At 34.8% G+C, this 20,173-nt stretch carries 21 protein-coding genes and 1 other RNA gene; 15 read left to right on the forward strand and 7 right to left on the reverse strand.

Annotation, left to right across the window (positions count from 1 at the left end; all coding sequences use genetic code 11):
- Positions 1–58: 58 nt before the first annotated feature.
- From thiM to BST91_RS07590, 10 genes are all read left to right on the forward strand, one after another.
- A complete protein-coding gene (gene thiM, locus BST91_RS07545) occupies positions 59–805 on the forward strand; it encodes a hydroxyethylthiazole kinase (protein ID WP_085775009.1) in 747 nt (248 codons plus the stop codon).
- 3 nt (positions 806–808) lie between these two features.
- Entirely contained in the window at positions 809–1,453 is a 645-nt protein-coding gene (thiE, locus tag BST91_RS07550) for a thiamine phosphate synthase (RefSeq protein ID WP_085775010.1), read from the forward strand.
- Positions 1,429–2,082 (forward strand): thiaminase II, encoded by a 654-nt coding sequence (gene tenA / locus BST91_RS07555; RefSeq protein ID WP_085775011.1) that lies wholly within the window; start codon positions 1,429–1,431, stop codon positions 2,080–2,082. Before thiE ends, tenA begins: the two co-directional genes overlap by 25 nt.
- Complete coding sequence (gene thiD, locus BST91_RS07560) at positions 2,070–2,882, forward strand: bifunctional hydroxymethylpyrimidine kinase/phosphomethylpyrimidine kinase (RefSeq protein WP_085775012.1); 813 nt, start codon at positions 2,070–2,072, stop codon at positions 2,880–2,882. Before tenA ends, thiD begins: the two co-directional genes overlap by 13 nt.
- 131 nt (positions 2,883–3,013) lie before the next feature.
- Positions 3,014–3,538, forward strand: a complete 525-nt coding sequence (locus BST91_RS07565) for a hypothetical protein (protein ID WP_085775013.1) — start codon at positions 3,014–3,016, stop codon at positions 3,536–3,538.
- A 105-nt stretch (positions 3,539–3,643) separates the two neighbouring features.
- Positions 3,644–4,876 carry a pyridoxal phosphate-dependent decarboxylase family protein gene (locus tag BST91_RS07570; RefSeq protein WP_042277901.1) on the forward strand — a complete coding sequence of 411 codons (1,233 nt, stop codon included), beginning with the start codon at positions 3,644–3,646 and terminating at the stop codon, positions 4,874–4,876.
- A gap of 161 nt (positions 4,877–5,037) precedes the next feature.
- A complete protein-coding gene (locus tag BST91_RS07575) occupies positions 5,038–5,415 on the forward strand; it encodes a hypothetical protein (RefSeq protein WP_085775014.1) in 378 nt (125 codons plus the stop codon).
- A gap of 95 nt (positions 5,416–5,510) precedes the next feature.
- A complete protein-coding gene (locus tag BST91_RS07580; RefSeq protein ID WP_085775015.1) occupies positions 5,511–5,978 on the forward strand; it encodes a hypothetical protein in 468 nt (155 codons plus the stop codon).
- Between the two features lie 290 nt (positions 5,979–6,268).
- Positions 6,269–6,931 carry an oxygen-insensitive NAD(P)H nitroreductase gene (gene nfsB / locus BST91_RS07585; RefSeq protein ID WP_085775016.1) on the forward strand — a complete coding sequence of 221 codons (663 nt, stop codon included), beginning with the start codon at positions 6,269–6,271 and terminating at the stop codon, positions 6,929–6,931.
- 126 nt (positions 6,932–7,057) lie between these two features.
- Complete coding sequence (locus tag BST91_RS07590) at positions 7,058–8,089, forward strand: L-dopachrome tautomerase-related protein (protein ID WP_085775017.1); 1,032 nt, start codon at positions 7,058–7,060, stop codon at positions 8,087–8,089.
- 7 nt (positions 8,090–8,096) lie between these two features.
- On the opposite strand, the gene BST91_RS07595 is transcribed toward BST91_RS07590, so the two are convergent.
- Positions 8,097–9,035: a LysR substrate-binding domain-containing protein gene (locus BST91_RS07595; protein ID WP_085775018.1), complete on the reverse strand. Its 939-nt coding sequence runs from the start codon at positions 9,033–9,035 to the stop codon at positions 8,097–8,099.
- 105 nt (positions 9,036–9,140) lie between these two features.
- Between BST91_RS07595 and katG the strand changes: the two genes are divergently transcribed.
- The 3 genes from katG (at position 9,141) to BST91_RS07610 (ending at position 14,650) form a co-directional block, all read left to right on the forward strand.
- Entirely contained in the window at positions 9,141–11,429 is a 2,289-nt protein-coding gene (gene katG / locus BST91_RS07600) for a catalase/peroxidase HPI (RefSeq protein ID WP_085775019.1), read from the forward strand.
- A 109-nt stretch (positions 11,430–11,538) separates the two neighbouring features.
- Positions 11,539–13,161 (forward strand): protein adenylyltransferase SelO, encoded by a 1,623-nt coding sequence (locus tag BST91_RS07605; RefSeq protein WP_085775020.1) that lies wholly within the window; start codon positions 11,539–11,541, stop codon positions 13,159–13,161.
- Positions 13,162–13,246: 85 nt separating this feature from the next.
- Positions 13,247–14,650 carry an exonuclease domain-containing protein gene (locus BST91_RS07610; protein WP_085775021.1) on the forward strand — a complete coding sequence of 468 codons (1,404 nt, stop codon included), beginning with the start codon at positions 13,247–13,249 and terminating at the stop codon, positions 14,648–14,650.
- Between the two features lie 80 nt (positions 14,651–14,730).
- Here BST91_RS07610 and BST91_RS07615 read toward each other — a convergent pair whose 3' ends face one another.
- Both BST91_RS07615 and BST91_RS07620 read right to left on the reverse strand, forming a co-directional pair.
- Positions 14,731–15,165: a hemerythrin domain-containing protein gene (locus BST91_RS07615; protein ID WP_042277886.1), complete on the reverse strand. Its 435-nt coding sequence runs from the start codon at positions 15,163–15,165 to the stop codon at positions 14,731–14,733.
- A gap of 10 nt (positions 15,166–15,175) precedes the next feature.
- Positions 15,176–15,667: a pyridoxamine 5'-phosphate oxidase family protein gene (locus tag BST91_RS07620; RefSeq protein ID WP_042277884.1), complete on the reverse strand. Its 492-nt coding sequence runs from the start codon at positions 15,665–15,667 to the stop codon at positions 15,176–15,178.
- Between the two features lie 217 nt (positions 15,668–15,884).
- On the opposite strand from BST91_RS07620, the gene BST91_RS13405 reads away from it, so the two are divergent.
- A complete protein-coding gene (locus BST91_RS13405) occupies positions 15,885–16,019 on the forward strand; it encodes a hypothetical protein (protein ID WP_258150540.1) in 135 nt (44 codons plus the stop codon).
- Positions 16,020–16,065: 46 nt separating this feature from the next.
- Here BST91_RS13405 and BST91_RS07625 read toward each other — a convergent pair whose 3' ends face one another.
- A complete protein-coding gene (locus BST91_RS07625) occupies positions 16,066–17,733 on the reverse strand; it encodes an alpha-amylase family glycosyl hydrolase (RefSeq protein WP_085775700.1) in 1,668 nt (555 codons plus the stop codon).
- A gap of 116 nt (positions 17,734–17,849) precedes the next feature.
- Between BST91_RS07625 and BST91_RS07630 the strand changes: the two genes are divergently transcribed.
- Entirely contained in the window at positions 17,850–18,728 is an 879-nt protein-coding gene (locus BST91_RS07630) for a sterol desaturase family protein (RefSeq protein ID WP_085775022.1), read from the forward strand.
- Here the strand turns inward: BST91_RS07630 and BST91_RS07635 are convergent, their stop codons facing one another.
- From BST91_RS07635 to ffs, 3 genes are all read right to left on the reverse strand, one after another.
- Positions 18,729–19,205 (reverse strand): hypothetical protein, encoded by a 477-nt coding sequence (locus tag BST91_RS07635; RefSeq protein WP_085775023.1) that lies wholly within the window; start codon positions 19,203–19,205, stop codon positions 18,729–18,731.
- Positions 19,205–20,008, reverse strand: a complete 804-nt coding sequence (locus BST91_RS07640) for an SDR family oxidoreductase (RefSeq protein ID WP_042277878.1) — start codon at positions 20,006–20,008, stop codon at positions 19,205–19,207. The genes BST91_RS07635 and BST91_RS07640 overlap by 1 nt, the downstream gene beginning before the upstream one ends.
- Positions 20,009–20,053: 45 nt before the next feature.
- Positions 20,054–20,153, reverse strand: an RNA gene (gene ffs / locus BST91_RS07645) — signal recognition particle sRNA small type.
- Between the last annotated feature and the right edge of the window lie 20 nt (positions 20,154–20,173).

A 20,173-nucleotide genomic window follows, 5' to 3' on the forward strand; every position in this document is an offset into this window, starting at 1 on the left:
GCCACTTTCATTACCGTGAAAGTGGCTTTTTTAATATAATAATGACCCAACAAAGCATATGAATACAACCATTGACTTAATCAAAACGCAATCGCCGCTTATTCATAATATCACCAATTACGTGGTTATGAATAACACTGCAAATGCCTTACTAGCTATAGGAGCTTCACCAGTGATGGCTCATGCGATAGAAGAAGTTGAAGATATAACCACGATCTCATCATCTTTAGTAATCAACATGGGAACTCTTAGTAAATCTTGGGTAGCTGCCATGGAGCAAGCAATGAAAAAAGCAAAAGCAAACGGAATCCCTATCGTCTTTGATCCAGTTGGAGTAGGCGCGTCAAATTACCGTACGCAAACCGCTCTTCACCTAGCAGAAACTTACCAACCTGACGTAATTCGCGGTAATGCATCAGAAATTATGGCACTGGCACAATTAAGTTCAAATACAAAAGGTGTTGATAGCACGATAGACTCTAATAACGCAGTGGATGCTGCTAGCACGCTTTCGCGAAAGCTGAATAATACAATTGTAATTAGTGGTGCTACCGATTATGTCGTAACTGGTGATAAAATTGAAGAAATCACTGGTGGAAGTGCGATGATGCCTAAAATAACAGGAATGGGATGTACCGCAACCAGTATTATAGGCGCTTGTGTAGCAGTTAACAAAGACATACATAAAGGTGCTCGAGATGGAATGGAAATTATGAGTAAAGCTGGTGAGCAAGCTGAGTCTAAATCCAATGGACCTGGTAGCTTTCAAATGAATTTTATAGACGCGTTGTTTCAACTCACATAGAATATGAATAAAGCAGACTATTCTCTTATGTATGTGACTGATGAGCGCATTACAGAAGAAACCCTATTTTTTGACACGCTACAATCCAGCTTAAAAGGTGGTGTTACTATAGTGCAACTTAGGGAAAAGCTGCTGGATACTAGAGATTTTTATAATCGCGCCCTTAAAACAAAAGAGATCTGTGATTATTACAATGTGCCATTGATAATTAACGATAGAATTGATATCGCTTTAAGCATCAACGCCCATGGTGTTCATATTGGTCAACAGGATTTACCACCAGCAATCACGAGAAAAATTTTAGGATCAGATAAAATTATCGGTTGGTCAGTAAGCAATGAGGAACAAGCTCTTAAGGCTAATAGCCTAGAGATTGATTACATAGGTCTTTCTCCAGTATTTAGCACGGCAACTAAAACAGAAAATTTAGAAAGGCCATTAGGAATTTCAGGTTTATCAAGAATAAAGTCCATAAGCAACAAACCCATTATATGTATAGGAGGAATTGACCATTCAAATACGGAAGTACTTATAGAAAATGGTGCAGAAGGAATTGCTGTGGTATCCGCTATATCAACCTCTGAGCAACCTCAAAAAGCAACTGAAAATTTTAAAAAATTATTATGTCGAATTGGTACCAACAAATAAATAAATCCACTGACAGTATTCTTGCTAAGATTCAAAATCAGCCTTTCATAAAAGAACTTATGCAAGGTACATTACCTAAAGATGTATTTCAGTTTTACATTAATCAAGATGCCTTGTATTTAGCGCAATACAAAAAAGTTCTTGCCCTTGTCGGAATTAAATGCCGTAATGAAAATGAAACCCAGTTTTTTCTAGATGCAGCAACAGGAATCATACATGTTGAAAATGCTCTTCATCAACATTTTGTAAATGCCGATTCGTTTACCACAATAGCATCACCTACTTGTGAGCTTTATACCAGTTATTTGTCTAGAATTGCTCATGAAAAATCAATTACAGTAAGTATAGCAGCTGTTTTACCATGCTTTACCATTTACAAACAAATAGGCGATTATATTCTTGAGAACCAAACTAATAAAGATAATAATCCTTACCAAGAATGGATTAACACCTATGGTGGTGAGGAGTTTGCAGCATCTGTAGAACAAGCAATCAATATTGCAAACAAGTATGCACAAACAGCTAATCAAGAAGAACTCGAAATGATGAACCAAGCCTTTTTGAAAGCTTCACAATTAGAGTGGATGTTTTGGGATAGTGCTTATAGAAAGGAACAATGGGAAATTTAAAAAACACTTACCATACAGTACTTACCATTGCCGGTAGCGATAGTGGTGGCTGTGCTGGTATACAAGCAGATATAAAGAGTATTTCTGCTTGTGGTGCATTTGCTGCCAGTGTCATTACAGCCACAACAGCACAAAATACGCAAGGCGTTTTTGATATTCACCCAATACCGATTGATCATATAGAAAAACAACTAGACGCTGTTTTTACCGACATAACATTTCAGGCGGTAAAAATAGGGATGTTACATTCTTGTGAAGTGATTAAACTTATTTCAAAAAAGCTGCAAGAGTATCACGCAGTAAATGTGGTAATAGATCCTGTAATGGTAGCGACTTCAGGCGATAGATTAATCACCAACGAGGCGCTGCAAAGCTTGAAATCATTACTGCCACAAGCCTATTTGATCACACCAAATTCTAAGGAAGCAGAACTACTACTAGAACAAGAAATTAATCCCAAGAATGCACAAGAAGCAGCTCAACAACTAGCTGAAAAATACCAAACCTCGGTCTTATTAAAAGGCGGTCATATGGATCATGCTCCTGATGAAATGGTTGATATTTTATACAACTTTGAAACCGCTCAAACCATTCTGCTCAAAAATCCTAAAGTAGAAACCCGTCACACTCATGGTACAGGCTGCAGTTTATCATCTAGCATTGCTACTTTTTTAAGTAAAGGATATTCCTTGGAGAAATCAGTTGACCTTGCATGCCAATACATCAATTCGGCAATTTTAAATGGTAAGGATAAGGTGTTGGGAAAAGGCAATGGTCCCATCAATCATTTTGGATTGTAATTGTTAATGAGGATGTATTTTAGGTACGCTTTCGCGAAAGCGTAATCAAATCAAACCACTGTAAATCAAACAATCACCTTGGAAAAAGCTTATTAATCCATATCTTTAAGCTGATTATAAAAGGCGTAAAAATGACCAAAAAGTTAACTCCTATATTTAGTTTAACACTCTTTCTAATAGTAACCAGTTGTACATTAGAATCTGAATTTTCTTTACCCAACAATGAGGCAATTGATAGTGAGTTATTGGGTTTATGGAGCCCAACAAATAACCCGAAAGAATCCGTAAAAATAGAACGTCGTACTGATAAAAGATACAAGTTAACTCTAATAGATGGAGATGATCAAGAGGAGTTAATCGCCTACTCTACTACCATAAGAGAAAGAAAAATTTTGACTATAATCACGGAAGATGAAGTTGGTCTGAGTTACCAATTCTATGGGATCTCAATGACAAACAACTCTCTTACCTATAGTGAAGTCAATAATCAAATAAGAGAGGAAAAATTTGAATCCCAACAAGATTTATATGATTTTTTCCTCACTCATATTGAGAAAGATTACTTTTTTAAGAATCCTGAAACTTTAAAAAAATATCCCATTAATCTAAAATGCATTACTCGGGATCAACAGTTTAAATTGAAAGTTATAAAGTAAAAATCTGAATCATAATCTTATTGTTTTTACAAGTCACTTCTTTAAGAAATCTTACCTTCGTCGTAATTTTTACAGCCCTTTTTGGGCTATTTTTAAACAGCTATAATGACACAATTTTGGACTAAAAAATCCGAAGAAGAGATTAAGAAGATCGTATTCAATGCATTAGATAAAAATATAAATTATGACAAGGAAGGAGTTATAGGGGTACCTGCTTCCTATTTAGACGACAAGGTTTTTAATCAAGATGCCACCTTTCTTAAAGACGCTCCTTTTATGTACGCACTAGTGAAAAATCCCAATCACATAGGTTGTCATACTTTAGGAAATTCTGAATCTTTTTTTGAAGGTACACATGCAATCGAAAAAGATCTTATTGAAATTTGTGCTGTAGATATTTTAAAAGGAATACCACATGAACAAGATGGTTACGTAGCATCGGGAGGAACTGAAGCTAATATTCAGGCCATCTGGATTTATCGTAACTATTACATGCAGCAAATGAATGCATCTCGTGATGAGATAGCAATTGTTTGTAGTAAAGACAGCCACTATTCCATGGATAAAGCTGCAAATCTATTATCGATCAATATTCACAAATATGATGTAAATGAACATACTAGGGAAATTACAGCAGCAAGTGTCGAGCAAACTCTTACAAGCGCAAAAAATAAGGGTATAAAATACTTTATTGTGGTTGCAAACATGATGACAACCATGTATGGATCAGTTGATAATATTGAAACAATAATAGATTCTTTAAAAAAACTGAAGTGTGAATATAAAATCCATGTAGATGGTGCTTACGGTGGCTTTTACTACCCTTTTACCATAAAAAACAACTTACTTACCTTTCAAAATCCTGAAATCACATCCTTTACACTTGATGCTCATAAAATGGCACAGTCTCCTTATGGAACAGGAATTTTCTTGATAAGAAAAGGTTTTATGAAGTATGTAAACACCCAAGAAGCAAGTTATGTGGAAGGTCAAGATTTTACACTTGTAGGTAGCCGTTCAGGAGCCAATGCCATCGCGGTATGGATGATATTGGCAAAAAATGGACCTTATGGTTGGCAGGAAAAAATATTTATACTTCAAAAAAGAGCTGAATGGATTTGTAAGGAGCTAGAGCAACTTAATATAAAATACTATCGTAACCCCATGTCGAATATCGTTACTATAGGATCCAGTTATTTAAATCCAGAATTGGTTAAAAAATATGGTCTAGTACCAGACAATCATGTATCACCTAAATGGTATAAAATTGTAATTATGGAGCACGTTACTGTAGATAAACTAGCTCTTTTCATCAATGACATAAAGGAAACTGTTTAACAGCTTTGAACTTTAAAAGACCAAAATTTATACGAAACCTGATAGCGTTTAGCATTAGATAGATTAAAACTAATCGGTATACGTAAATAGCTTTTTTTATTTTTTTTAAGGTTTATACTTCAGGGATACAACTACTTTTGGCATCTGAATTTTTCTAAAACTTGAAGGAGAAAAGAACTCATATTTTAAGTCCTATTGTACTTGCTGCCATTTATGTATTTGGAATAGTTAACTGTATTAATACAGTTAATATTTCAAATGTTTCTATTCAAGAAAATAACATATCCACAGATAAAATAGAATCTGTTGGGAATGACCTATTTGCCCATGCTACACTTTCGGATAGCAGCATTTATAGTCTTTCTGAATACAGCGACTATAATGGTTTTAGAAGTAAGACATCACCATCATTCCATAGCTCTCTTGTATTTTCAAATGAAATAAAGGCAAGACTAAAACAATATACCAATTATCATTTTTCTTTATCATTTAGGTATAGAAAATCAGACCTAATATTTCCTTTTCATTACTTCTGGTAGTTAGTAGCTTTTTAATCTGAATCAGATTAAAGCTACGATAAAGTGCTGTAACCTTTACAGTACTAAAAAACATACTATCAATTTAAATTAAAATAATGAATACAGGAATAGCCTTTATAGGCATCGTATGTGTTGCAATTTGTGCAATACCGTTTTTACTCACGTACAGCTCACGTAAAAGAAAACAAAATTTAGAAAAGAAGGAATTTGATACTTTCTTAATGAAACATCAAGCACAACTCGGTTATAGCGAGTCTTGCGGCAACTATAATATCGGTATAGACCAGAATAAAATGAAATTGTATTTTCAGCTTCATACAAAGCACCTCATAGAGCAGGAAGTGGTTAACCTTGATGAAATGAGTCATGCCGAAACTAAACGATATAATTCTAAAAAGGGAACTATAGATAAGCTCGTCATGATACTCTATCCTAAGGACAAAAACCTACCTAGTACTTTTCTAGATTTTTATGATATCAATTTGAGTTATTTGCCTAGTGGTGAAATTGAATCTATTGAAAAATGGCAAGACGTTATAAACAAAACCATTAAACATAACTAAAGTCCATAATGTGGTTTTTCATTTTTTTATTTTCACAATAAGAATGAAAAACCACATCAAATTCTGACAATCTTCTTGAGAAGAATTTTAAAAAATTAATATAATAAACTCTATTAACACAAGATTAATACTCTACAACAACTAATTATAGATGACTGATTAACAATACTTTATTTTAGTGTTAATGATTTTTACAGCGTTAAAATATTACTATCATTTTAGATAGTTATTGCTCACCAAAAACACTATAGTTACTTTTGCTACTATAATTTTTATAGTACAATATTGATATGGAACATACAGACATTATAGAAGCATTAAAGTGGAGATACACAACAAAATCTTTTGACCCTTCTAAAAAAATATCTAAGGAAAATGAAGAGAAAATTAAAGAATTACTTCAGTGGAGCCCTTCATCAATTAATTCTCAACCTTGGCATTTCGTATTAACGTCAAGTGAAGAAGGAAAAGAACGACTTGCAAAAGGAACCGCTGGATTTTTTAGCTTTAATGAATCCAAAGTGACTCAAGCTTCACATGTTGTCTTGTTTTGTACAAAAACTGAAATTAGCGATCAATATTTAAGCGAAGTAACAGATAAAGAAGATGAAGATGGTCGTTTTGCAAATGAAGATTTAAAGGAACAAAACCTAGGAGCCAAAAAATTATTTACTAATATTCATAGGTATGACTTAAAAGATGCCCAACATTGGATGGAAAAACAAGTTTATTTAAACATTGGTAATTTCCTTCTAGGTGTGGCTGCACTTGGAATAGATGCTGTACCTATGGAAGGTATTGATATGAAAGCTCTAGATGAAGAGTTAGGTTTGCGTGAGAAAGGTTTTTCTTCTATTGTTATGGTTGGATTGGGTTACCGTTCTGAAGATGATTTTAATGCCAAACTACCTAAATCTCGTTTGAATCAGGACGACATTATCACAGTGATATAATAGAATTTAGAATTTAAGTGAACAAAGCCTTTGAGAATTCTCAAAGGCTTTGTCTATTAACAACATATTAATTTATCTAGGTATTCAACAGGATTATCTTTGTTGATGTAATGAATTCCATTAGTCATGAATAAACTAATCCCGTTTTTACTGAGTATTATTTTCTTAAGCTGTCAAACTGAACAGAAAAAACAAATTACCCAAGTAATTTCCTTTAAAGGTCAACAAGTAACTGGGGTAACTGCTACAAATACAGGAAGGTTATTTGCTAATTTTCCTAGATGGCGCAACAATGTTGAAAATTCAGTCATTGAAATTTCAGATTCTGGGGTTGCGACACCTTATCCCAGTAAAGATTGGAACAACTGGAATCTAGGAGCTCCTATTCATGATAGCTTATTTGTTGCGGTTCAATCGGTAGTAGCCTTTGAAAACCATTTATATGTTCTGGATACAAGAAACCCCTTGTTCAAAGGGGTTATTGGACAACCTCGCATTTATGATTTTGATTTAAATACCAATCAACTGCTCAATACATACTTTTTGTCTCAAGGTAGTTATCATCATGACTCATATATCAATGACCTTAGAGTGGACAAAAAATTAAATAAAATTTATTGTACAGATTCTGGTCATGCCGGTCTCGTAATAATTGATATGGAATCTGGAAATTCTATCAGAGTTTTGGATAATCATGAATCTACGCTCGCGCAAGTAGACAAACTTACTTTTGACAACGGTGATTGGAAAAATACAGTTCATTCCGATGGTATTGCCCTGGATACTGTAAATGACGAATTATATTTTCATGCACTTACAGGTTATAAATTATATAAGATTTCAACGCAGTCACTTAACTCTGGCAATGTAAATATCATAAAGAACAACGTACAGTTTGTGGCACAAACTCCAGCTCCAGATGGAATGATAATAGATAGCAACGGAACACTTTATTTAGCTGATCTTGAAAAAAATAAGATTATGCAGTATAATATTAATCAAGGAGAACTGTCTGTTTTAGCTCAGGGCGAAAACATAAAATGGGCAGACACATTTACGCTACACGACAATAGACTGTATTACACAAATTCTAGAATTAATGAGGCTCAAGATGACATAAGCCAATTAGAATTTTCAATTAATTACATTGAATTATAAATTCACGTTATTCTAATGGATGAATAATTTTGTTTTCAGGAATTTCAGAAATAACTTCCTTCATGAGGTCTTGAATCATCAATTGGAGTTTATTAAGCAACGTTTTCTTTACAAAATACTTATGGGTAATTATTCCTACCGATCTGGATGGAACAGGTGTATCAAAATGTACCAATTTACCTTGATCATGCTCGGTAAAATCTAAGGTAGCTATTTGAGGTAATATAGTTAAACCATTACTCGCTTTGGTAAATCTTATAAGGCCGTCTAGCGATCCAGATCTAAATTCAAGATTAGAATCTTCATCAACCTGTCGAGAAGACTGTTCACAAATTTGATGTACTTGAGTTTGTAAACAATGACCTTGTTTTAATAACCACAACTTGGAATAATCTAAATTTTTAATAGAAATAGGTCCTTCAGTAGATTTTTCCCTGCAATCATAAATTAAAAATGGTTCAACAAACAGTTCTTTTTCATTAAGATCTTTATCCTTTATAGGTAAAGCGAGTAAACCAATATCTAAAGATCGATTTTTTATGGCTGCTACAATCTCGTCAGTTTGTAATTCATCCACAATTAAATTTACATAGGGAAATTTAGTGGCAAACTTGTGTAAAAATAAGGGTAATAAGTAAGGAGCTATTGTGGGAATCACCCCTATTTTTAATTCACCCATGAGCTCACCTTTCAACTCTTTAACCAGTGCTCCTAACAGTCCAATATCATTGTTTATAGTCCTTAAACGTTCAACGATTATAGCTCCTTCACGAGTGACTGAAACAGGTTTGGACTTACGATTAAAAATTTTAATTCCAATTTCATCTTCAAACCTTGCAATCATCGTGCTTAAGGTAGATTGACTTACAAAGCATTTATCGGCTGCGGCTTCAAAATTTCTTAAATCAACAACCGCTAGAATGTATTTAAACTGTTGAATATTCATATACAAATATAATATCTACCATGTCGATATTAACATTGATTTTTTAGTTTTTATAAATAAAACAACGCGCCTAGTTTTGTGCCAAATTCAATTAAACAATACACTATGCGCAAGATTTTAATAATTTCCGCAATTGCACTGGTAGCTATAGCATCCGTAGCTTTTACCATGCATGTTAACAGTTATTCAGACAAGACTTCAACGTCTGAATCTGGCAGCTGTCCATTTGGTTTTGACCAACCTAAATCAACAGGAAACAGAATTAAAGGAGAAGGAAAAACCAATCAAGAATGGTGGCCTAATTCATTAGATTTAAGTGTCCTTAGACAAAATAGCGATAAATCAAATCCACTAGGAGAAGATTTTGATTACAAAAAAGAATTTGAAAGTTTAGACTATGCGGCTTTAAAAGCTGATGTAAAAAAAGCACTTACCGATTCAAAAGATTGGTGGCCAGCAGACTTTGGTAACTATGGTGGATTATTCATAAGAATGGCATGGCACAGTGCCGGTACTTATAGGACTGGTGATGGTCGTGGTGGTACTCGAGAAGGTAAACAACGTTTTGCTCCTCAAAACAGTTGGCCTGATAACGCAAACCTTGATAAGGCAAGAAGATTACTTTGGCCAGTTAAACAAAAATACGGTCAAAAAATTTCATGGGCAGATTTAATGATTCTGGCAGGAAATGTATCCTTTGAATCCATGGGCTTTGAAACACTAGGTTTTGCCGCTGGTAGAGAAGATACATGGGAGCCACAAACAAGTGTTTATTGGGGTTCAGAAAATGAAATGCTAGGTGACGATAGATTCAATGAAGAAAGAGAACTAGAACAACCACTTGCTGCTGCACAAATGGGTTTAATTTATGTAAATCCAGAAGGGCCAAATGGAAATCCAGATCCAGTACTTGCAGCACACGACATACGCAAGACCTTTGGACGTATGGGAATGAACGATGAGGAAACAGTTGCTCTTATTGCTGGTGGACATACCTTGGGTAAAACACATGGTGCCGCGAGTGGTGAGAATTTAGGAAACGCTCCAGAAGAATCAGGGATTGAAGAACAAGGATTAGGATGGAGCAGTACTTTTAAATCTGGTAAAGGAGCCGATGCTGTAACGTCGGGTCTTGAAGTAACCTGGACTCTTACTCCTACACAATGGAGTAATGGATATTTTAAATCACTTTTTGAAAATGAATGGAAACTAGTAAAAAGTCCTGGTGGCGCACATCAATACGAGGCTGTAAATCCTAAAAAAATGTATCCACATGCCTTTGATAAGGATAAAGAAGTTAAACCTACCATGCTCGTAACTGATCTATCCATGATTAAGGATCCAGAGTATCGTAAGATTTCTAAAAGGTTTTATGAAAACCCAAAAGAATTTGATAAAGCTTTCGCGAAAGCGTGGTTCAAACTAACACATAGAGATATGGGTCCTAAATCCACTTACCTAGGACCTGAAGTTCCTGCGGAAGAATTTATCTGGCAAGATCCTATACCTGCTTTAGATCACAAACTGGTTTCTGCTAAAGATGTTGATCTACTTAAAAAAGAAATCAAAAACTCTGGTTTAAGTACTAGTGAATTAGTTTCAACAGCATGGGCTGCCGCAGCTACTTACAGGGATGGTGATAGACGTGGTGGAGCAAATGGCGGTAGAATAAGATTAGAACCACAAGTAAGCTGGGAATCAAACAACCCGAATCAACTTAAAAAAGTTTTAAAAGTTTATGAGGAAATAAAATCAAATTTTGATTCCAATACAACAAAAATTTCTATAGCCGATTTAATTGTTCTAGGTGGAAATGTAGCCATAGAAGACGCTGCAAAAAAAGCAGGATATACCATTGAAGTTCCTTTTACACCTGGTAGAATGGATGCGTCACAAGAACAAACAGATATTGATGGAGTTAACCTGCTAGAACCTATCGCCGATGGTTTTAGAAACTATCAAGAAAAAGAATATACGCTTACCCCAGAACAATTACTGATTGACAAGGCTCAACAACTTACATTAAGTGCGCCAGAAATGACGGTCCTTGTAGGTGGTATGAGAGCCCTAGGAGCAAACTACGATAATTCGTATGTAGGAGTTTTAACTGATAATCCTGGTGTACTTACTAATGATTTCTATCGCAATCTTTTAAGTATGAATTATAAATGGAAAGCTATTGAAGGAGAAAACAATCTGTTTGAAATCATCGATCGTTCTAACAATAAAGTAATGTGGAAAGCAACTAGAGCAGATCTTATTTTTGGATCAAATTCTGAATTAAGAGCTTTATCTGAAGTTTATGCCAGTGACGATGCCAAGGAGCGATTTATAAACGACTTTGTACAAGCATGGAGTAAAGTAATGAATCTAGATCGATTCGACATTAATTAAAGAGTAATTGATTTTTATGATAAGCGGTTTTAAAGATTTTTAAAACCGCTTTTTTTATTCTTAACTTATTTTGAACCTAAGCCACACGCCTAATTCTTATTTTTACCACATGGCCCAATTGAAACCTATTAATGCGTTTACATCTACCTTACCTGCAGATCCAGTAGATGAAAATTACCGACGACAAGTAAGTCAAGTAGCGTACTCTTTTGTACAACCAGAACACTTTATCAACAGTGAGGTTCGACATACATCATCGCTAACCGAAGAGCTAGGTTGGGATCCCATTTATATGGATAGCAAGGAATTTAAAGCTGTATTTGGCAGTAAACAAATTATAGAAAATAGCAAGCCTTATGCAATGGCCTATGCTGGTCATCAATTTGGTAATTGGGCTGGTCAATTGGGTGATGGTCGCGCCATCAATCTTTTTCAACTAGAAACTGATATTGGATTGCAAACTTTTCAACTTAAAGGTGCAGGACCTACACCCTATTCAAGAAATGGAGATGGATATGCAGTTTTAAGGTCCTCTATAAGAGAATACTTGTGTGCAGAAGCAATGCATCACCTTGGCATTCCAACCACACGTTCACTCACAATAGCTACTACTGGTAAACAAGTTTTAAGGGATGTTATGTATGATGGAAATCCAGAATATGAACAAGGTGCCATAGTTTGTCGGGTAGCTCCTAGTTTTATAAGGTTTGGTAATTTTGAATTATTTGCGGCACAAGGAGATCAAGAAAACTTAAGAAAACTGCTGGATTATACCATTGAGCATCACTTTCCACAAGTATCTGCACTTGATAAAGAAGGATATCTAAAGTTTTTTGAAATTGTGTCTCAACGCACACTGGACATGATTATTCACTGGCAACGAGTAGGATTTGTTCATGGGGTAATGAATACAGATAACATGAGTATCTTGGGCCTTACGATTGATTATGGACCGTATGGATGGTTAGAACCTTATGACCACGGTTGGACTCCAAATACGACTGACCGACAACACAAAAGATACCGTTATGGTGCACAACCCGAAATTGGATTGTGGAATTTGCTTCAGCTGGCAAATGCACTCTATGAAATAATCGATGATCAATCTGGATTAGAACAAGTTTTAGACAATTACAAAATTCAATATCAAGAAAAACATCTTGATATGATGAGGAATAAGCTAGGTTTTCTTCATAAAGATAGTAACGATCAACAATTAGTAACACAGCTCATACAAACCCTTCATCTTCACGAGGTAGATTACACGTTCTTTTTCAGGGAATTGCAGCATTTGGACAGAAACATGGATACTACCATTATGCTAGATAAACTTGCCATTGCTTTTTATGATTTTGAACAATTAAGTGAACCTCATCGATTAAGATGGTTGGACTGGTTATCGGTTTATAAGTCACGAATTCAACTAGATTATTCTAAATTTCTTGAATCCAAACAGTTTACTAATGATGATGAGGATGTTGTTAATCTCGCTTTCGCGAAAGCGAGATCTGAAAAATTAATTACAACAAATCCTAAATACGTCCTGCGCAATTACATAGCTCAACAAATTATTGATCAAGCTGAAAAAGGAAATTATTCCATGTTCCACGAAGTTTATCGGGTATTGCAACATCCATATGACGAGCAACCAGAATTTGAAAAATACTATGCCAAAAGACCCGAATGGGCCAAAACTAAAGTGGGCTGCAGTATGTTAAGTTGTAGTAGTTAAACAATTTAAAACTTATAGGTGTTAAATTTTCAATTTCCACATCGTTATAATTGGAATTATTCCTATTTTTGGAACTATTCCAATTATGAATTTACAAGAGCAAGATTTTGTTATAGTAGACCTAGAAACTACAGGTAGTGGACTGGGCGGAAATCGCATCACAGAGATATGTATGGTGCGCCTGCGAGGTGAAGAAATACTAGATAAATATACCAGTCTAGTGGATCCCCAAATGCTTATTCCTGATTTTATTACTAGTCTCACAGGTATTGATAATGAAATGACTAGTAGCGCTCCGCTTTTTGAGGAGATTGCTCAGGATATATTAGATTTTACTAAGGATGCTGTTTTTGTAGCACATAATGTGAGTTTTGATTACAACGTTTTACGGAATGAATTTAAAAGGTTGGAACTACCATTTACCCGTAAAAAATTATGTACGGTAAGATTGTCTAGAAAAATTATTCCTGGGTTTCCTAGTTACAGTTTAGGACGTTTGTGTAATTCATTAGGTATCGACCTTGTAAACAGGCATCGCGCTGAAGGTGACACTGATGCAACGGTAGAATTATTTAAATTACTGCTTACAAAACCCAATGCAATCGAAGTGATGCTAAAGGCTCTTAAGCCCAAAAGTCGTGAAGGAACTTTTCCACCACACCTAGATCGATCTCAATTTAATGAGTTACCAGAAGTTCCCGGAGTTTATCTTTTTAAAAATCAAGCACAGAAGGTCATTTATGTAGGAAAAGCAATTAATTTAAAGAAAAGGGTACTCTCTCATTTTTATAACAAACGCAGTAAGTCCTATCATATGTGTCAAGAAATTCATCACATTGAACATATTCCAACTGGTAGTGAATTGGTTGCGCTGTTGCAAGAGGCAGAACTTATTCTTCACTACTACCCAAAATATAATGCTGCACAAAAAAAACCTAGACGTTCCTACCAGATTTTATATTATAAAAATCAAAAAGGCGTAATTCAGTTTGCGGTAGGAGTTATGAAATCCTACGACTCTAGATTAGTTACTCATTACAGTCGAGCACACGCCGTAGAACAACTGGAACAATTGTGTGAGGAATATAATCTGTGTCCTAGATATTGTAGTTTTAACACTAAAGAACATTGCACCAGCCATTATAAAATAAAATCATGTAAAGGAGTATGTAGAGAAGAGGAACTTGTTCAACTATATAACATACGAGCTAATCAAGCGATTAAAGCTTTACAAGAGACCAATGCTACTTTTTTTATTCAAGAACAAGGTAGAACCGAAGATGAATTTTGCTTGGTGATGGTCAAGGATGGTGAGTATGTAGGTTTTGGGTTTGTACCCAATCATGAATCTATAGAATCGGTAGAACAAGCAGAAAGCTATATTGAATCTAAAAAGCCTAATTATCACACCTCTCAAATTTTAAGAGCCTATATAGAAAAAAGGCCTGGTAAACGATTAGAGATAAATAATTGGAGTACTGCTGTTTAAACTTAGTTTTTAAAGCCGTTATTTTCAAGTTTACCAAAAAAGTAAAACGTCACCATAGCTTTATGGTGACGTTTTTGTATTTACCTATTGCTTTGCATAGCGTCCTTATAGTCTGACGCTAGGCTTTTCTTTTGATTTTCAGAAAGTGATTTTCCTGCAAGTTGAAAAACCTCGTGCTCTTCTTCATCAAGGTGATGTATGACTTTATCGGCTAGGTTTTTCATGTGTGCCAGCCATGCGCTACTATCAAAGTCTGTGTCATTCAATTTTTCTATTAACTCATCAATTTCATGATGTTCGGCGACGCTGTGTCTTGCTTTATCTTGTGTAAGGTCATCCTTAAATAAAGGAACGTAAAAGTACTTCTCCTCTGCGTCGGCATGGATTTGGAGCTCTTTTTTAAGCTCTTCCCAAATGTTTCTTCTAAATTCACTATCACCAGAGGTGTCTAGTAACTTTTTACAATAATCACGTTGTTTCTCATGGTCTTCTCTTATGGCTTCAAAAATGTTCATAGTATTTTGGTTATAGAGTTAATTTTCCTTTTGTTCCTATATCAGTAGGTGTACCGGTTAAGGCTGTAAAACCTAGCTTAATCATATTACTAAGTGCATTGCTTTTAGTATCCCAATACTGACCTTCAAATGGTTGAAATTTTAAAATAGTAATGGAAGTATCCTCTTCATTTTCGAACCAATTATTATCAATATTTGAGTACAGCTCTTTAATCAATTCTCTGTCATGAGAAATTATCGTTTCTCCATATACAATTAGGAACTGGTGGCTTGAAGGATCTGAAAACACAATTTGAGATTCTGCATCAATTTGAATATTCTGATTGTGCTCACTATCCTTTTTACTAAAGAATAAAATTGTTCCATCGTCCTCTACCCTTTTTAAGGTCATGGGAATTGAGTGAATAGGAAATTTATCAAGTGCGGTTTGTAGGATTCCAGTTTGAATTTCTCTGGTTAATTCTAGGTACTTTTCTCTTGCTTCTCGTTGGGTTAAATTCATGTTGCTTGTTTTTCTTTTAAAGCTATTGAACTTAAAAGGGCAAGCGTATTAATGAAATATGAATTAACAGAATTTAAGACTGATTGTCACAAGTTTTCAGAACTTAATTTTATTAAGAAGATTTTAAGTTTAACTCCTTCATTTATTAATCATTAAATAACAATTCGTTAAGACAAAAAACTGTGCTTGCATATTAAATTTGAAAAAAAAGCAAACAATGAAAGAGTACTATCTAACCAATGGTTATAGTGATTACAAAAGAAAGGTAATGACTGATGACAATTCAACTAAGGAAAAACCCAAGGTTGAACCTCAAGAGCTATTTGATACAAGGTATCAAAGTAAACTTTAAACGGCTGGTTTCCCAGCCGTTTTTTTATTCTGTAGTATAGTGAAACTTAAAAGGACTCTAATAGGATTGTGTTGTTAACCACTTGTATGGAGACCATTCCATCTTCTACAGAAAGTATTTTATCGGAATAAGCATCTCTAATCTCAGTTGCATTAGGGAATACTTTTTTAACTTCGATAGTAGTTGGACCGTTAGATAAACCAGTTCCTACTAGTACGTCGTCTACGACTCCATTTTTATTGTAAAAACGGGCGAACAACACGCCTTGTCCATCGTGTTCTAGTTTAAAATGTTTTCCGGCTCCTACTGCAGGATGATTAGATCTAAATGTTCCTAACTTTTGATAATGAGACAACAAATTGTTGTCGATAGCATTCCAATTCATCATAGAACGTAGATTAGCATCACCCAAAGCTCCGTCAACTATCAATTGTCTTGCAGTTTCATCACCGTAGTAGGTTTGTGCCATTCCTGGAGCGAGTAGTAGCTTTGTAGCTGCTTCATACCTTTTTTCTCTTCTAGGATCAAATGGTTGCCCATCATCATGACTGCTTATGTAGTTCATGAAGTAAGCTTTATCATTTGGATCTTCGTTCAGTAAGCTTTCGCGAAAGCTATCATACTTACTAAATAATTCTTCATAACTAGCCTGTGCATGTCTTTTGAAACCAAAATTGATCATGCCGTCATAACCATAATCGAAATAATCTACTTGATTCTCTTCACTGAATGGAAAAGGTCTACCACCTGCTACTTCCCAACCATATAACTCACCTAAAACGAAAAACTCATCGTCATGAATCATTAAATCAGGATGGTTGGACTTCCATTTTTCAAATGCTTTTTTGGATTGATCAATAAAGGTTTGCCATACATCTTCTTCAACATGTTTAACTGTATCTACTCTAAATCCATCTACACCTGTTTCACGTGCATAATCAGTAACCCATTTAATAAGATAATTAGAAGGTGTACGTGGTAAACCTGTTTCCTCAAAGAAGGCATCGATTTCTTGTATTTCTTGTTCGTATCTACCTTCTTTTTTCCATTTCTGAATTAAGATTTCTGGTAATTCGACTTCTTTACTACTATTCGTTAAAATATCTGGTAAATTGTTAGTTAGTGTACAGTCAACAGCTGTCGCTTGATCTTGATAGGTGCAGGTAGGTGTAGTTCGCACCCAATCTGATGGCCAAACGGGATCTAACTCGGTTACAGGACCTGTGTGGTTAATAACCACATCTAGTAAAACTCTTATATCCTGATCGTGAGCTTTTTGAACTATGGTTTTAAATTCCTCGTAAGTTCCATAGCTGGGTTCAATAGCTGTCCAATCCTTTGCCCAATATCCATGAAAAGCAAAAGTGTTTCCTGTTCCTTCATCAACGCTGCCATGAATTTGTTCCCAAATAGGTGTAAGCCATATTGCATTTACTCCTAAATCAGAGAAGTAACCTTCATCTAGCTTTTGTATAATCCCTGCAAAATCACCACCTCTAAAATCTCTAAGTTTTCCTGTCTCTAGGTCTCTTTTTATAATGGTGTCATTAGTGGTATCACCGTTTTTGAATCTATCTGTAAGTAAGAAATAAACATGTGCGCTTGACCAATCAAACACCTTTTCTGGAACGGCAACATCGGCATTATCTTTTGAATTACATGATGTTATAACCAATGCAATTAGCAAAAAGAAAAGTAAATAGATATGTTTCATGAAATAAATTTGTGTACTAAAATACATTCACAATTGTTTTTTATAATGTTATCAGATTTATAAATAATACAACGTTGTAGTTTGTGATCTAAGGACAATATCTTTGTAATCGATTTATGAATAAATATGTAGACGTTTTTATAAGTAGTTTTAAAGGCTATTTTAATTATTTAATTCATGAGGTTACACATCCTGAATGGGGTAGTTATTTTTATGGATTGTTATTACTATCCATGGTTGTTTATGTCTTGGAAATTATTATTCCATGGAGAAAAAAGCAGTCGGTAGTTCGCAAGGACTTTTGGTTGGATCTTTTTTACTTACTATTTAATTTCTTTTTGTTTTCACTTATAGGCTATAACGCAGTCAGTGATGTTTTTGTGACCCTGTTTAACGATGGATTGCGAGGTATAGGCATTACCAATCTAGTAGCTGTTGAAATACAATCCTGGCCAGTATGGGCACAGTTGCTAACGATGTTCATAATAGCAGACTTTATCCAATGGAATATTCATAGGCTACTTCACAGAGTGCCTGCTTTGTGGCGTTTTCATAAGGTGCATCATAGTGTTAAGGAACTGGGTTTTGCCGCTCAATTTAGATTCCATTTTATGGAAACTATAATTTATAAGAGCTTGCAATATATACCACTGGCAATGATTGGATTTGGAATACAAGAGTTTTTTGTGGTACACATGATTGCGATTTTAATAGGTCATTTAAATCATGCTAACTTAAACTGGGATTATGGACCATTAAAATATGTTTTTAACAATCCCAAGATGCATTTATGGCATCATGCAAAAAAGCTTCCTAAAGAACATCCTTATGGTGTTAATTTTGGTCTATCCTTAAGTATATGGGATTATTTATTTAAAACGGCTCATCAACCCTACAATGATCCTTATTTAGAATTGGGATTTGAAGGTGATGAGAATTATCCTGATGACTTTATTAAACAAACCATAAAAGGATTTGATAAAAATCAATCCTAATTAGATTCTTCCTGGACTAAATATTCGCTTTTTAAAGCCAAAAAGATCTGCTAGTTTTTCAGCCTCGTATTGGGCTGTTTGCTCATCTTCAAGTTGTAATAGTAATAATCTTTGATAATGATTTTCAGTGAGTAAGCAAATTCTAAAAACTTGTTTTTTGGAACTGCTAGTAACCATTGATCTACTTGTTAAGGTCGTTTTTTCTGTAAAGGAAAGTACCGATATATCCGTGTATGGGCTTAATGTTTCCCATGTTCCAAATTTGATAAATAATACTTGAGTGTATGATTTTAATCGATTTTGATTCTTGTCTAATAAAACGCCTTTACGTGAAAGTAATATAGCAAAACCAACAAGTGTGATACAAATTCCAACAACAACATTTGAAGTAATCCCTACCAAACCGATTATGATAAATAATCCACTTAAAATTCTTGTAACAGGTGGAAAAAGCCAACTTGTTTTAAAATTATGCATTATAAACCATAGTGTTTTTTAAGCATGTTCTCATACATTTTTTCAGGTAGGATTTTTTTGAGAACGATGGAGAACTTTTGTAAAAAGCTACCTACTTTATAGTGAATTCCGGGATTCTTTGCTTTTAATATTTTTTCTACTGTATATGCAACCTCCATGGGATCATTACCATCATCCACATGTTCATCTATGAGCTTTAAGGTGTGTGAATAACCTTTTTCATAATCACTACCGGCAACAACGGGTGCGTGGTACCTACCTGCTGCGATATTTGTAGCAAAATCTCCAGGTGCTAGGTTACTAAAATGAATATTGAGGTGAGCACACTCCATACGATATGCTTCAGTCGCTATTTCTAGCGCTCCTTTTGAAGCACTGTAAATGCCTCGATAAGGTAATCCCATGTATCCAGCGATACTAGTAATATTTATAACTTGTCCCCTTTTTTGTTTACGCATTATTGGTAAAACAGCTTTTAACACCCTAAGAGGACCATAAAAATTAGTTTCCATAGCATGTTTTACCTCATCAATTGGAGTTTCCTCAATTGGTCCAGTAATACCAACACCTGCATTATTAATTAAAACGTCAATGGTAGTTTCTTTTTGTAAAATAGACGCAACACAGTTGTGCGCCGATTCTAAATCATGAACATCAAGTGCGACTAATTCAAAAGGTAAATTAGAATACTTATTAGGATTTCTACTTGTACCATACACCTTGTAATCTAGTGATGAAAGATGTGTAGCTATGGATTTACCAATACCAGATGAAGCGCCAGTAACAAGAACCACTTTATTCATATTAGTCTTAATATCAGGTAGTTAAATTTCAATGAAGTGTACAAAAAAAGGCAAGCTACCTACATCACACCGCTACGACCGCTTACCTTTGCTGCGTTCCCGCCCTGGAGGAGTTCAGCAGGAGCTGGTTGTGTAGGACTTGCCCGGTGCAAATATATAATCTTG

This window comes from Nonlabens tegetincola (genome assembly GCF_002117085.1).
GTDB lineage: Bacteria > Bacteroidota > Bacteroidia > Flavobacteriales > Flavobacteriaceae > Nonlabens > Nonlabens tegetincola.

What these genes read in the sequence shown, in the direction of transcription:
- thiM (WP_085775009.1), top strand. Translation starts at nt 59, where the DNA reads ATGAATACAACCATTGACTTAATCAAAACGCAATCGCCGCTTATTCAT.
- thiE (WP_085775010.1), top strand. Translation starts at nt 809, where the DNA reads ATGAATAAAGCAGACTATTCTCTTATGTATGTGACTGATGAGCGCATT.
- tenA (WP_085775011.1), top strand. Translation starts at nt 1,429, where the DNA reads ATGTCGAATTGGTACCAACAAATAAATAAATCCACTGACAGTATTCTT.
- thiD (WP_085775012.1), top strand. Translation starts at nt 2,070, where the DNA reads ATGGGAAATTTAAAAAACACTTACCATACAGTACTTACCATTGCCGGT.
- BST91_RS07565 (WP_085775013.1), top strand. Translation starts at nt 3,014, where the DNA reads ATGACCAAAAAGTTAACTCCTATATTTAGTTTAACACTCTTTCTAATA.
- BST91_RS07570 (WP_042277901.1), top strand. Translation starts at nt 3,644, where the DNA reads ATGACACAATTTTGGACTAAAAAATCCGAAGAAGAGATTAAGAAGATC.
- BST91_RS07580 (WP_085775015.1), top strand. Translation starts at nt 5,511, where the DNA reads ATGAATACAGGAATAGCCTTTATAGGCATCGTATGTGTTGCAATTTGT.
- nfsB (WP_085775016.1), top strand. Translation starts at nt 6,269, where the DNA reads ATGGAACATACAGACATTATAGAAGCATTAAAGTGGAGATACACAACA.
- BST91_RS07590 (WP_085775017.1), top strand. Translation starts at nt 7,058, where the DNA reads ATGAATAAACTAATCCCGTTTTTACTGAGTATTATTTTCTTAAGCTGT.
- BST91_RS07595 (WP_085775018.1), bottom strand. Translation starts at nt 9,035, where the DNA reads ATGAATATTCAACAGTTTAAATACATTCTAGCGGTTGTTGATTTAAGA.
- katG (WP_085775019.1), top strand. Translation starts at nt 9,141, where the DNA reads ATGCGCAAGATTTTAATAATTTCCGCAATTGCACTGGTAGCTATAGCA.
- BST91_RS07605 (WP_085775020.1), top strand. Translation starts at nt 11,539, where the DNA reads ATGGCCCAATTGAAACCTATTAATGCGTTTACATCTACCTTACCTGCA.
- BST91_RS07610 (WP_085775021.1), top strand. Translation starts at nt 13,247, where the DNA reads ATGAATTTACAAGAGCAAGATTTTGTTATAGTAGACCTAGAAACTACA.
- BST91_RS07615 (WP_042277886.1), bottom strand. Translation starts at nt 15,165, where the DNA reads ATGAACATTTTTGAAGCCATAAGAGAAGACCATGAGAAACAACGTGAT.
- BST91_RS07620 (WP_042277884.1), bottom strand. Translation starts at nt 15,667, where the DNA reads ATGAATTTAACCCAACGAGAAGCAAGAGAAAAGTACCTAGAATTAACC.
- BST91_RS13405 (WP_258150540.1), top strand. Translation starts at nt 15,885, where the DNA reads ATGAAAGAGTACTATCTAACCAATGGTTATAGTGATTACAAAAGAAAG.
- BST91_RS07625 (WP_085775700.1), bottom strand. Translation starts at nt 17,733, where the DNA reads ATGAAACATATCTATTTACTTTTCTTTTTGCTAATTGCATTGGTTATA.
- BST91_RS07630 (WP_085775022.1), top strand. Translation starts at nt 17,850, where the DNA reads ATGAATAAATATGTAGACGTTTTTATAAGTAGTTTTAAAGGCTATTTT.
- BST91_RS07635 (WP_085775023.1), bottom strand. Translation starts at nt 19,205, where the DNA reads ATGCATAATTTTAAAACAAGTTGGCTTTTTCCACCTGTTACAAGAATT.
- BST91_RS07640 (WP_042277878.1), bottom strand. Translation starts at nt 20,008, where the DNA reads ATGAATAAAGTGGTTCTTGTTACTGGCGCTTCATCTGGTATTGGTAAA.